This is a genomic window from Bacillus sp. CCB-MMP212, assembly GCF_022748145.1.
Lineage (GTDB): Bacteria > Bacillota > Bacilli > Bacillales > Bacillaceae_G > Bacillus_A > Bacillus_A cereus.
Genome location: NZ_JALDQE010000022.1, coordinates 14,998 through 28,022, shown reverse-complemented (window position 1 = coordinate 28,022; position 13,025 = coordinate 14,998). Strand labels below are relative to the sequence as shown.

Sequence of the window (13,025 nt, the reverse complement as noted above, 5' to 3'; positions counted from 1 at the left end):
CGCTTTGGCATGTCCAAAGCATTTTTCTGTTTTCCTTTTCCAAAATATTTGCATAAAATAGAATGACTTGCTCTTTATGTTGAGAGGAGTTTTAAAAATGATAGGTTTATTAGAGCAATTTTATAAAAATGAAGAGATACAATCGGTTATTAATGGATTAGAAGATGGGTTAAAAGAACAACTTATATCAGGGATGGCAACGTCTTCTCGTTCATTATTAATGGCGGCTTTATATAAAAAAACAAAAAAATCACAATTAATCGTTACACATAACTTATACCAAGCACAAAAAGTACATGAAGATTTAGTGGCGTTACTTGGTGAAAAAGATGTGTGGCTATATCCAGTGAATGAACTGATAGCATCGGAAATTGGGGTTGCAAGTCCAGAATTGAAGGCGCAACGTATAGAAGTGTTAAATCGCTTGGCTGCGGGAGAGAATGGAATCATTGTAGCGCCAGTGGCAGGATTGCGTAGATTTTTACCAATAAAAGAATTGTGGAAGCAAAAGCAAGTTGAAATCAATCTAGGGCAAGAGATTGATTTAGATGCGCTCTTGCATACTTTACATCATATTGGCTATGAACGTAAGTCGATGGTAGAAGCTCCAGGGGAGTTCAGTTTACGCGGGGGAATATTAGATATTTATCCTTTAACTGAAGAACTACCATTTCGTATTGAATTTTTTGATACAGAAGTCGATTCTATTCGATTATTTGATGTGGATGAACAGCGTTCTCAAGGTAAAAAAGAAAGCGTTAGGTTTGGTCCGGCAACAGAGTTTTTATTTTCACAGGAAGAATTAAAATCAGGAATTCAGCATCTTGAAGAAGGTTTGACTAAGACGATGCAAAAACTTTCTGATGATAAACTAAAGACTACAGTGCTTGAGACGGTAAGTCATGAAATTGAGATGTTGAAAAACGGGCAAAGTATAGAACAGATGTTTAAATACTTATCTATTTTCTATAAAGAACCTGCTAGTCTGATAGATTATTTACCAGAAGATGGTGTTGTAATTTTAGATGAGATTTCCCGTATTCAAGAAACAGCATCACATCTTGAAACAGAAGAGGCGGAATGGTATATATCACTTCTTGGTGAAGGAACAATTATTCAAGATTTATCTTTCTCTCACGCATTTGAGGGGTTTCTTCATCATAAAAAAAGAAGTTTTGTATATTTAACGTTATTCTTGCGTCATATCGCACACACACATCCGCAAAATATTGTAAATGTAACATGTAAAACAATGCAAGATTTCCATGGACAGATGAATTTGTTAAAAACAGAAATTGATAGATGGAATGAAGGGCATTTTACGACTGTTGTACTTGGAACAGATGATGAACGTGTGAAGAAATTACAACACATTTTAAGTGATTATGATATTGAGGCAGATATTGTAGAAGGCACAGATATCTTATTGCCTGGAAGGCTACAAATTGCTGTAGGTGATTTACATGCAGGGTTTGAAATGCCGATGCAAAAGCTTGTTGTCATTACTGAAAAGGAGCTTTTTCATAAGAAAGTTAAAAAATCACAACGTAAACAAAAGTTATCGAATGCTGAACGTATTAAAAGTTATTCGGAATTAAAAGTTGGAGATTATGTAGTTCACGTAAATCATGGTATAGGTAAATTTTTAGGTATTGAGACATTAGAGATTAATGGTGTTCATAAAGATTATTTAAATATTAAATATCAAGGTAATGATAAGTTATACGTTCCAATTGAACAAATTGATCAAGTCCAAAAATATGTAGGGTCTGAAGGTAAGGATCCGAAAGTTTACAAATTAGGCGGAAATGATTGGAAAAAGGTTAAAACGAAAGTTGAAAAATCTGTACAAGACATTGCGGATGACCTAATTAAACTATATGCTGAGCGCGAAGCTTCAAAAGGCTATGCATATACGCCAGATACGGCAGAACAACAAGAGTTCGAATCATCTTTCCCATATCAAGAGACAGAGGATCAGTTACGTTCTATTGACGAGATTAAAAAAGATATGGAACGCGGACGCCCGATGGATAGGCTCCTTTGTGGTGATGTAGGGTATGGAAAGACGGAAGTGGCTATTCGTGCGGCATTTAAAGCAATTATGGATGAAAAACAAGTTGCGATTTTAGTACCGACAACGATTCTTGCGCAGCAACACTATGAAACAATTCGAGAGCGTTTTCAAGATTATCCAATCAATATAGGATTATTAAGTAGATTCCGTACGAGAAAGCAACAAAATGAAACGATTAAGGGCTTAAAGGATGGCACAATAGATATTGTAATTGGAACACATCGTATTTTATCTAAAGATGTCACTTATAAAGATTTAGGGCTTCTTATTATTGATGAAGAACAAAGATTTGGTGTGACGCATAAAGAAAAAATTAAACAATTGAAGGCGAATGTTGACGTATTAACATTAACGGCAACTCCGATTCCGCGGACGCTTCATATGTCTATGCTTGGTGTGCGCGACTTATCTGTTATTGAGACACCGCCAGAAAATCGTTTCCCAGTCCAAACGTATGTAGTAGAGTATAATCCAGCATTAATGCGAGAGGCGATAGAGCGAGAGCTTGCAAGAGGCGGTCAAATTTACTTCCTATATAACCGTGTAGAGGATATTGAAAGAAAAGCAGATGAAATTTCGATGTTAGTTCCAGATGCTCGCGTAACGTACGCACATGGGAAAATGAACGAAAGTGAATTAGAGTCTGTTATGCTATCATTTTTAGAAGGACAGCATGATGTTCTTGTAAGTACAACAATTATTGAGACGGGTGTAGATATTCCGAACGTAAATACGTTAATTGTATTTGATGCAGATCGTATGGGGTTATCACAGTTGTACCAGCTTCGTGGGCGTGTTGGACGTTCTAATCGTGTTGCATATGCATACTTTGCCTATAAACGTGACAAAGTGCTGTCAGAAGTTGCAGAGAAGCGTCTGCAAGCAATTAAAGAGTTCACAGAACTTGGATCTGGTTTCAAAATTGCGATGAGAGATTTATCTATTCGTGGAGCAGGTAATTTGTTAGGAGCAGAACAGCATGGGTTTATTGATTCTGTCGGATTTGATCTGTATTCTCAAATGTTAAAAGATGCAATTGAACAGCGAAGAGGAACAGATGGGGCTGAAAATACAGTTAATGTTGAAATTGACTTAGAGGTAGATGCATACTTACCAGATGCTTATATTTCAGATAGTAAGCAAAAAATTATGATGTATAAACAATTTAGAGGTGTTTCTGCAATTGAGGATATTGAAGAATTGCAGGAAGAAATGATCGATAGATTCGGTGATTACCCACAAGAAGTTGGTTATTTATTACAAATTGCAAATATTAAAGTGTTGGCAATGAAAGAACAAATTGAGTTAATTAAGCAGAATAAATTTGAAGTAACATTCCTGTTTTCTGAACAAGCAAGTCAAAATATTGATGGTGGAAAATTATTCATGCTCGGAAATAGTTTTGGGCGTATGATCGGTCTAGGAATGGAAGGATCACAATTGAAAATTGTTATGAAAACAAATGGCTTAGAGACATCGAAGTGGTTAACAATTGCTGAAAATTTATTAAAAGGCTTACCAGATGTGAAAAAAGAAGTAATAAATGCCTAAAATAAGATAAAAAAATACAATTCGACGTGCATAGAAGAACTAATGTGTAAAATACTATGTCTAACAGTTGGTGATTTTTACATGAACAGGTAAATTCACCACTTTGATCATCAGTAGAAAGTGAGGCAGCATTAGAATGAAAGCAACTGGAATCGTACGTCGAATTGATGATTTAGGCAGGGTAGTAATCCCAAAGGAAATTCGTAGAACTTTACGTATTCGAGAAGGAGACCCACTAGAAATATTTGTTGATCGCGATGGAGAAGTAATTTTAAAGAAGTATTCTCCAATTAGTGAACTAGGTGATTTTGCAAAGGAATATGCTGAGGCTTTATATGACAGCTTAGGACATAATGTGCTTGTCTGTGACCGAGATTCTATCATCGCAGTATCAGGCGTATCGAAAAAAGAATACTTAAATAAAAGTGTTGGCGATCTAATCGAAAAAACGATGGAAGAAAGAAAGTCTGTTATTATGACGGACGAAAGTGATATTTCCATTATCGATGGTGTAACAGAAAAGGTTCATTCTTATACAGTTGGACCGATTGTTGCAAACGGAGACCCAATTGGAGCCGTCATTATTTTTTCAAAAGAAGCTATTATAAGCGAAATCGAGCATAAAGCGGTTAATACTGCTGCCAGTTTCTTAGCGAAACAAATGGAACAGTAAGGGTATATTGGTTTTAGAAGTAGCAATCTTTCCTAATTATGATCTTTCTTTTTGAGAAATCAATTATTTGGAGATATATGTATATTGAATGAAGGTAGCGCTTTGCTACCTTTTTTCGTTGAATATTTTTAACGTGTAGGGACCTAGTATTACCCGTGGTGGTAAGGGAGTTTGTGCTTTTCTTTATGATATAATACGAGAGGTGAGAATAGAAAAAGGAGTTTTCTTGTATGGAAGCGAAGAAGTATCAAGCCTTTTGGCGTGGGGCTATTATATTAACGATTGCAAGTTTTGTTACAAAAGTATTAAGCGCTTTTTACCGTATTCCATATCAAAATATAGCAGGGGATATTGGTTTTTATATTTACCAACAAATTTACCCGTTTTATGGATTTTGTTTAATTTTAGCTACTTATGGGTTTCCTGTTATCATTTCAAAAATGGTTGCAGAACGACTAGAGTGGGGAAAACAGAAAGAAGCAGAAGAAATTATTTGTGTATCTTTTTGGTTTTTATTAGGAATTGGTTTTATAGGTTTCTTTACATTGTTTTTTGGGGCCGAAACAATCGCGATAGCTATGGGCGATATGCACTTAGATAAGTTGCTACGTGTTATTTCATTTTCGTTCTTATTGATGCCGTTTTTGTCTGTAGCAAGAGGGTATTTTCAAGGGTTCAATAATATGATGCCAACGGCTGTTTCGCAAGTAATAGAACAAACAATTAGAGTTTCTATTATTGTATTTTTATCGCTATTCCTAATTGCTCACGGATTTGATTTATATACAGTTGGTGCAGGGGCTATGTTAGGCTCAATTGCGGGTGGACTTATTGGGATTATTGTACTTATGTTGTATATGCGTCGAGATTTTCGTTCCATATTTTTTAAACGTGTAGCGAGAATTAAGGGTAAAAGGAAGATAATTAAAATCCTTTTTTGGCAGGGGTTAGCGATTTGTGTTAGTAATTTAGTGCTTATTTTTATACAGATGGCTGATTCAATGTCCTTGTACACTTTACTTATTGGTGCGGGAGAACAGGCTGAAAGTGCAAAAGTATTAAAGGGTGTTTATGATAGAAGTATTCCGCTAATGCAATTAGGTACTGTTGTGACGACTTCTTTCTCGTTATCACTTATTCCAATTATTACAGCGGCGAAGGAAAGAGGAGATCTTTCCTTTATTCAAGAAAAGGTAAAGTTAGCAATGAAAATAACATTTGTTATTGGATTTGCAGCAGCTATTGGACTAACTTGTATTATTCAACCTACGAATATTATGTTGTTTGAAAATAGTGATGGATCAGATGTTTTATCTATTTTATCTTTATCTATTTTATTTAGTTCATTGTCAATTACGACGGCTTCTATTTTACAAGGGTTGGGACAAACATTTAAGCCAGCATTATTTGTTGTATTTGGAGGTTGCTTAAAGTTAGCGTTAAATTATATATTCATGCCTTATTTTGGTGTGAAAGGGGCAGCCTTAGCGACTTTATGTGCGTTAATCATAATTTCTGGACTAAATAGTTTGTTGCTTATGAGAGCTGTATCAGGGTCACTTATCAATAAGCGAAATATGTTAGGTGTAGTAATTAGTGGTATCTGTATGGGATTTGTATTAATGATGTTCACGCGTGTGTTGCAGATGTCTGGATTAGTAATTGATACGGAACATAGAGCGAGCGCGACGCTTGAAGCGTTGTTAGGTGTAGCCATCGGCGGATTGACATATATGTTTTTTATTTTAAAATTACGTGTATTTACAAAAAAAGAATTAGGAACTGTTATGAAACAAGAGAAAAAAGAAGGTTCATTGAAGAAGAGTGGATAGAGGTGACAGGTTGTGAGTGGAATCATTACTGTTTTAGGTTTAGGTGCTGGTGAATTAGATCAGCTAACGATGGGTGTATATCGAAAAATAAAAGAAGCAGACCATCTGTTTGTTAGAACGAAGGAACATCCGGTTATAGAAGAATTAGAGAAAGAAGGCATACAATATACGGCTTTTGATGCTGTATATGAAGCACATGATACGTTTGAAATTGTATATGAAACAATTGCGAATAAATTGCTAGAACAAGCTGAAGGTACAGAAATTATCTATGCGGTTCCGGGACATCCACTTGTAGCAGAAAGAACAGTTCAGCTATTGTTGGAAAAAGGAGACGTTTCAAATGTTGAAGTGCGAATTGAGGGTGGACAAAGTTTCCTTGATCCTATGTTTGCAAGCCTAAAAATTGACCCGATTGAAGGATTTCAATTACTTGATGCTACATCATTTGAAAGAGGGCAATTAGAATTACGTCAACATTTAATCTTTTGCCAAGTATATGATGCATTCGTTGCATCTGATGTGAAATTAACATTAATGGAGATGTTGCCAGATGATTATGAAGTGTATATCGTAACAGCTGCAGGAACTTCATTTGAACAAGTAAAGAAGGTACCGTTGTACATGTTAGATCATGAAACGGAATTGAATAATTTAACAAGTGTGTACGTGCCACCTGTTCAGGAGCGTGCGTCCTTGTATCAACAGTTTGATGTTCTTAGAGAAATTATTGCAGACCTGCGTGGTCCAAATGGTTGTCCGTGGGATAAAAAGCAAACGCATCAATCATTAAAGAAATATTTAATTGAGGAAGCTTATGAGGTGTTGGAAGCAATTGATGAAGAGGATGATGATCACTTAGTAGAAGAATTAGGTGATATATTATTACAAGTTATGCTTCATGCTCAAATCGGAGAAGATGAAGGTTGGTTCTCTATAGATGATATCATTCGAACTCTATCTGAGAAAATGGTTCGTCGCCATCCACATGTATTTGGAAATACGGATGTAAACAATGCTGATGAAGTGATTGCCAATTGGGAAGAAATTAAAAAACAAGAAAAAGGATTCGTGAAAGAATCTGTTTTAAATGGCGTTCCTAAAAGTTTGCCGCAGTTACTACGCGCCTTTGAAATTCAGAAGAAAGCTGGTAAGGTTGGATTTGATTGGGTTGATGTGCAGCCGATGATAGAGAAAGCTTTGGAAGAATGGCAAGAGTTCCAGCAAGAAGTTACAAACATGGATGAGGAAAAGATGCTAGGTGAGTTTGGTGATTTACTATTTGCATTTGTTAATATAGCCCGTCATTATAAAATAGATCCAGAAGAGGCGTTACGTTCAACTAATGAGAAATTTACTGGTCGTTTTTTATACATGGAGGCAAAAGTAGCTGAAATGAATAAAGAGATGGAAGATTTATCATTAGAACAGTTAGATGTTTTATGGGAAGAAGCGAAACAAACAGAGCGTTAATAGGGGGATTTGATATGCGTCTAGATAAGTTTTTAAAAGTGTCACGTTTAATTAAAAGAAGAACATTAGCGAAAGAAGTAGCTGATCAAGGAAGAATATCTATTAATGGTCAAGTGGCAAAAGCGAGTTCTGATGTGAAAGTAGCTGATGAATTAACAATTCGTTTTGGTCAAAAAATAGTGACTGTAAAAATAAATGAATTGAAAGAAACAACTAAAAAAGAAGATGCAGCAAATATGTATAGCTTAGTTCGTGAAGAAAAAGTAAAAGCGGAAGAAGGCTTGTTCTAAAATTATGTATCCCCTCATACATTACTATTAGCTAGTAAAAACCTATGGGGGGATTTACGTGAATAATGGTTACTCACCTACGTCTTCTAATCAACAAAATGTTTCTGTAGAACATGACATTATTATGCGTGGCAGGCGTATAATTGATATTACCGGTGTGAAGCAGGTAGAGAGTTTTGATAGCGAAGAGTTTTTGCTAGAGACCGTAATGGGTTTTTTAACGATTCGTGGTCAAAATTTACAAATGAAAAATTTAGATGTAGAAAAAGGTATTGTGTCGATTAAAGGGAAAGTTAATGAGATGCTGTATATTGATGAAAATCAAGGAGAAAAAACTAAAGGTTTCTTTAGTAAGTTGTTTAAATGAGTCTAACAATTCAGTTGTATACAATGCTTTCAATGATTGGAATGGGTGCTTGGATTGGAGCGTCTTTAGATACATATCAACGTTTTTTAAAGCGCCAAGAACGTAAACGTTGGCTTGTATTTATACAAGATATATTATTTTGGATTGTCCAAGCATTATTCGTCTTTTATGTATTGCTTCTCGTAAATGAAGCTGAACTACGTATATATGTGTTTTTGGCATTGTTATGTGGTTTTGCGGCATATCAAAGCTTACTGAAAGCACTATACATGAAGCTGTTAAATTTTCTCATCTATATTTTTATGCAAACAACATATTTTTTTGTTCGAATTATACAGCTACTCATGATAAAACCTGTTATTATTATAGCGCAGCTATTTATTGCATTTATATTATTCTTATTTCGTATACTGCTTTCAATTGGACATGTGTTATGGAAAATTGTGATTTGGATATTACTTTTCATATGGAAAGTTTTTTTCTGGCCTGTTCGATTTATTGCTTCGCTCATATGGAAACTTCTCCCTAATCGTGTTAAACTTTTTATAGTGAAACATATAGGGTTCCTGCAATATATAGCAAAATTGAAGGGACATATCTTCCAAATATGGGAGCGTATAAAAAAGAAGTTAGGGGGACCTCGGAAATGAGGGAACTGAGACAAAGAACAATCGAAAAACAGAGTCCAAATCCTGTTAAAGAGCATATAATACAAACGGATGAGAACAGGAAGCGACTTTATCGCCGTTTAGCGGTTTTTCTTGTCTTTACTTTTACAATTATTGCGAGTATTAGTGTAACGTTTTATCAACAAAACAGTTCCATTAAAGCAAAAGAAGCAAAAGTTAAGGACATGAAAAAAGAACTGGATTCATTAACGAATAAAGAAAAAAGTCTAAAAGACGAAGTTCAAAAGTTAAATGATGAAGAGTACGTATTAAAGATTGCTAGAAGGGATTATTTCTTCTCTGGTAAAGGGGAGATAATTTTTCCTGTTTCGAAGTAGAGTATGTCTTATTGACACTATATTTTAGGATTATATATAATAAAGTAAAATTTGACTTTTTAACCACTAAGGAGGAGCATTTTTTTTATGTCAATCGAGGTAGGCAGCAAGTTACAGGGTAAAGTAACAGGTATTACAAATTTTGGGGCTTTTGTGGAGCTGCCAGAAGGCTTAACTGGTCTTGTTCATATTAGTGAAGTTGCTGATAACTATGTAAAAGATATTAACGATCACTTAAAAGTGGGCGACCAAGTAGAAGTAAAAGTTATTAATGTTGAAAAAGATGGAAAGATTGGTTTATCTATCAAAAAAGCGAAAGAACGTGAAAAAACAGAAGGAGATCGTCCACGCGGTGAATACCAACGCGGTGGTGATCAACAACGTTCTGGACGTCCACAACGTAATAATCGCTCTTTCAACAGAGATAATCGTGGTGGCGGTAACGACCGAGCTCCAAAAGAAACATTTGAGCAAAAGATGGCACGCTTCTTAAAGGATAGCGAAGATCGTTTAACTTCTTTAAAGCGTAACACAGAGTCTAAACGTGGTGGCCGTGGCGCACGTCGCGGATAATAAGGCGTTTAGTTTTTAACATATAGAGAGGTACCCAGAGTGATGGCTCAGGGTGCTTTTTTATATGTGAAAATATATTTTAAAAAAGTTTTCAAGATGTGTTGACTTTAAATAATATCTGATGTAAGATACTAATTGTCCGTTAAATAAGACGACATGGCGGTGTAGCTCAGCTGGCTAGAGCGTACGGTTCATACCCGTGAGGTCGGGGGTTCGATCCCCTCCGCCGCTATATTTATTTTAACGGCCCGTTGGTCAAGTGGTTAAGACACCGCCCTTTCACGGCGGTAACACGGGTTCGAATCCCGTACGGGTCATCTAAAAAGATCATGCAAATTTGCATGATCTTTTTTTGTTAAATGGATTAAGACATACAACACTTCTACAAAATCACCCTATATTTTCTGAATATTTAATTAAAAAATCAAGGATAACTTACATACCGTGTATATCTGTAGAGTTATTTCGAATAAAAAGTCGAACGATTATAAAAGTGAAAACTGTTGTTTTGACAAAAATCCCAACAATCATCTTTTATAATGACAGTAATTAAACTATGCAGGTGGTGTTAAAAATATGCCTAAAGCAGGAAGGAATACTATGAATACAAGTGCATTGGCAATGAATGAGAGTCAGCTTGGAGGAATAAAGTGGACGAGTAAGTTGCGAATGAAGTTCGAACAAGTTTTCTTTAGATGGGGATTTATTATTGTTGTTATTGGTTTTCTTTTGGGAAGAGCATATATATTAACAAATATTTTACCGTTTGCACTACCGTTTTTTGCTGCTGTTTATGTTATGAAGCGGGATAAGATGCCGCTAGCATTTTTAGCTCTAATGGGAGGAGCTCTTTCAGTCTCGATAGATAATTTGTTTTTTACTTTTGCATCTATCTTTACTTTCTTCATTTATAATATCTTCTTTAGTAGATTTACACGTAAAACCGTTGGACTTGTTCCATTTCAAGTATTTATCTCCGCATTAACCGCACACTTAGTTGTTGTATATTTTGCGCAACAAACTGTCACCATGTACGATTTACTCGTTAGTACCATTGAGGCTGGGCTTAGTTTCGTATTAACTATGATATTTTTACAAAGTGTCCCGCTTTTAGTGGAAAGGAAAGGAAAACAACAGGCTTTAGAGACAGAAGAAATTGTTTGTTTGATTATATTACTAGCATCTGTTTTAACGGGTACAACAGATTGGTTTGTATATGATGCTTCTATTCAACATATTTTTACAAGGTATTTAGTACTAGTATTTGCATTTATTGCGGGTGCTGCTACAGGATCTACAGTGGGGGTCGTAACAGGATTGATATTAAGTTTAGCAAATGTGTCTAGTTTGTCTCAGCTTAGCCTTCTCGCTTTTTCTGGATTACTTGGTGGGTTGTTAAAAGAAGGGAAGCGTTTAGGTGTTAGTTTAGGTTTATTAATAGGGACAAGCTTAATTACATTATATGTAGACAAGCAGACAAATATTGTAACAACTTTAATTGAGTCAGGTGTAGCGATTGCTATCTTCTTATTAACGCCAAAGCTTGTTTTGGATCGTATTGCTAAATTTATGCCAGGTACACAAGAGCATTCGCAAGATCAACAACAATATTTAAGAAGGATGCGTGATGTTACAGCGAACAAAATCAACCAATTCGCAAATGTATTTGCTGCTTTATCTAATAGTTTTTCTGTATATGGGTATGTAGAGGAAGAAGATAAAGAGACAGAAGCAGATTTGTTTTTGAGTACAATTACTGCGAAAACATGTCAAACGTGCTTTAAAAAGGATCAATGCTGGGTAGTGAATTTCGATAAAACGTACGATTATATGAAACAAATAATGAATGAAACGGAAGAAGGAACCCTGCAACATAATCGTAAATTAGTTCGTGAGTGGGACAAGCATTGTGTGAGAGGGAAAAAAGTGACGGATTTAGTAGCGGGTGAATTAGATCACTTCTATGAGGGACAAAAATTGCGAAAACAAATGAAGGAAAATCGTAGAATAGTAGCGGAGCAACTATTAGGTGTATCAAAAGTTATGGAAGATTTTGCTGAGGAGATACAACGAGAGCGTGAAAATCATCAAGTGCAGGAAGAGCAGATTATGCAAGCGTTCCGTGATTTTGGTGTCGAAGTAGAGCATGTTGATATTTATTGTTTAGATAGAGGAAGTATTGATATTGAAATGTTGATTCCAGTTGCATCTAATGAACATGGTGAATGTGAAAAGTTAGTTGCACCGATGCTTTCGGATATCCTTAAAGAAAATATTGTCGTTAAACATGAAGAAAAGTCTTCTTATCCGAATGGTCACAGTTTAATATCATTTGGTTCGGCGAAGACGTATTCTCTTGATACAGGATTGGCTACAGCCGCAAAAGGCGGTGGGTTTGTTTCGGGTGACTCTTATGCGATGATGGATTTAAGTGTTGGTAAATACGCACTTGCGATTAGTGATGGTATGGGTAATGGGCAAAGAGCTCATATGGAAAGTAAGGAAACGGTGAAATTATTACAAAAAATACTCCAATCGGGTATTGATGAAGAAATAGCTATTAAGTCTATCAATTCAATCCTTTCTTTGAGAACGACAGAAGAGATGTTTACAACATTAGATTTAGCTATGGTAGATTTGCGGGATGCGAGTGCTAGGTTTTTAAAGATTGGATCAACGCCGAGTTTTGTTAAACGCGCGAATAATATTTTGAAAATTGAAGCAAGTAATTTGCCGATGGGAATCATCGAAGATGTTGAAGTTGATGTGGTGGGTGAACAATTAAAAACGGGCGATATCCTTATTATGATGAGCGATGGGATTTTTGAGGGCGCGCAGCATGTAGAGAATCATGAATTATGGATGAAGCGGAAAATTAAAGAATTGCAAACCGAAGACCCGCAAGAAATTGCTGATATCATTATGGAAGAAGTGATTCGCTCTTGTGATGGTTATATAAATGATGATATGACTATTGTGGTGGCAAAAGTGAAGAAAAATATGCCGAAGTGGGCTACGATTCCGATTGTAGGAATGCAGGCGCAGTAAAATATAAGTGGAATGTTTATCTATAATTTGATTTTAAAAACCTAGGTGAATACCTAGGTTTTTTTGTGGGAAAAGGTAATGTTATTGATTTTATGAATATACACGGAGGATGTAAGATAAAAATGTAATTTTTGT

At 35.6% G+C, this 13,025-nt stretch carries 10 protein-coding genes and 2 tRNA genes; all 12 read left to right on the top strand.

Annotated features, from left to right (window positions below):
- Window positions 1-97 precede the first annotated feature (97 nt).
- The 12 genes from mfd to spoIIE all read left to right on the top strand — a co-directional run bounded on the left by mfd (window position 98) and on the right by spoIIE (window position 12,890).
- The gene (gene mfd, locus MRP26_RS29865) at window positions 98-3,628 is read left to right on the top strand and encodes a transcription-repair coupling factor (protein WP_000579684.1); all 3,531 of its coding nucleotides are present in this window, start codon (window positions 98-100) and stop codon (window positions 3,626-3,628) included.
- Window positions 3,629-3,764: 136 nt separating this feature from the next.
- The gene (gene spoVT, locus MRP26_RS29860; RefSeq protein ID WP_000648306.1) at window positions 3,765-4,301 is read left to right on the top strand and encodes a stage V sporulation protein T; all 537 of its coding nucleotides are present in this window, start codon (window positions 3,765-3,767) and stop codon (window positions 4,299-4,301) included.
- Between the two features lie 230 nt (window positions 4,302-4,531).
- Window positions 4,532-6,133, top strand: coding sequence for a putative polysaccharide biosynthesis protein (locus MRP26_RS29855; RefSeq protein WP_000387594.1), 1,602 nt, complete (start codon window positions 4,532-4,534; stop codon window positions 6,131-6,133).
- Between the two features lie 12 nt (window positions 6,134-6,145).
- Window positions 6,146-7,606: a bifunctional methyltransferase/pyrophosphohydrolase YabN gene (gene yabN, locus MRP26_RS29850; RefSeq protein WP_000014278.1), complete on the top strand. Its 1,461-nt coding sequence runs from the start codon at window positions 6,146-6,148 to the stop codon at window positions 7,604-7,606.
- 14 nt (window positions 7,607-7,620) lie between these two features.
- A complete protein-coding gene (locus tag MRP26_RS29845) occupies window positions 7,621-7,896 on the top strand; it encodes an RNA-binding S4 domain-containing protein (RefSeq protein ID WP_001234876.1) in 276 nt (91 codons plus the stop codon).
- A 58-nt stretch (window positions 7,897-7,954) separates the two neighbouring features.
- Window positions 7,955-8,263, top strand: coding sequence for a sporulation protein YabP (gene yabP / locus MRP26_RS29840; RefSeq protein WP_001059104.1), 309 nt, complete (start codon window positions 7,955-7,957; stop codon window positions 8,261-8,263).
- Complete coding sequence (yabQ, locus tag MRP26_RS29835; protein WP_000059781.1) at window positions 8,260-8,913, top strand: spore cortex biosynthesis protein YabQ; 654 nt, start codon at window positions 8,260-8,262, stop codon at window positions 8,911-8,913. The genes yabP and yabQ overlap by 4 nt, the downstream gene beginning before the upstream one ends.
- Entirely contained in the window at window positions 8,910-9,269 is a 360-nt protein-coding gene (divIC, locus tag MRP26_RS29830) for a cell division protein DivIC (protein WP_001208739.1), read from the top strand. The genes yabQ and divIC overlap by 4 nt, the downstream gene beginning before the upstream one ends.
- Before the next feature lie 87 nt (window positions 9,270-9,356).
- Complete coding sequence (locus MRP26_RS29825) at window positions 9,357-9,842, top strand: S1 domain-containing RNA-binding protein (RefSeq protein ID WP_000021451.1); 486 nt, start codon at window positions 9,357-9,359, stop codon at window positions 9,840-9,842.
- A 158-nt stretch (window positions 9,843-10,000) separates the two neighbouring features.
- Window positions 10,001-10,074: transfer RNA gene (locus MRP26_RS29820), tRNA-Met, on the top strand.
- Between the two features lie 13 nt (window positions 10,075-10,087).
- Window positions 10,088-10,159: transfer RNA gene (locus MRP26_RS29815), tRNA-Glu, on the top strand.
- 259 nt (window positions 10,160-10,418) lie between these two features.
- Window positions 10,419-12,890 (top strand): stage II sporulation protein E, encoded by a 2,472-nt coding sequence (spoIIE, locus tag MRP26_RS29810; protein WP_242807441.1) that lies wholly within the window; start codon window positions 10,419-10,421, stop codon window positions 12,888-12,890.
- Window positions 12,891-13,025: the final 135 nt, after the last annotated feature.

Excerpts from the sequence above, each read along its gene's own strand:
- mfd (WP_000579684.1), top strand. The coding sequence starts at position 98 with ATGATAGGTTTATTAGAGCAATTTTATAAAAATGAAGAGATACAATCG.
- spoVT (WP_000648306.1), top strand. The coding sequence starts at position 3,765 with ATGAAAGCAACTGGAATCGTACGTCGAATTGATGATTTAGGCAGGGTA.
- MRP26_RS29855 (WP_000387594.1), top strand. The coding sequence starts at position 4,532 with ATGGAAGCGAAGAAGTATCAAGCCTTTTGGCGTGGGGCTATTATATTA.
- MRP26_RS29845 (WP_001234876.1), top strand. The coding sequence starts at position 7,621 with ATGCGTCTAGATAAGTTTTTAAAAGTGTCACGTTTAATTAAAAGAAGA.
- yabQ (WP_000059781.1), top strand. The coding sequence starts at position 8,260 with ATGAGTCTAACAATTCAGTTGTATACAATGCTTTCAATGATTGGAATG.
- divIC (WP_001208739.1), top strand. The coding sequence starts at position 8,910 with ATGAGGGAACTGAGACAAAGAACAATCGAAAAACAGAGTCCAAATCCT.
- MRP26_RS29825 (WP_000021451.1), top strand. The coding sequence starts at position 9,357 with ATGTCAATCGAGGTAGGCAGCAAGTTACAGGGTAAAGTAACAGGTATT.
- spoIIE (WP_242807441.1), top strand. The coding sequence starts at position 10,419 with ATGCCTAAAGCAGGAAGGAATACTATGAATACAAGTGCATTGGCAATG.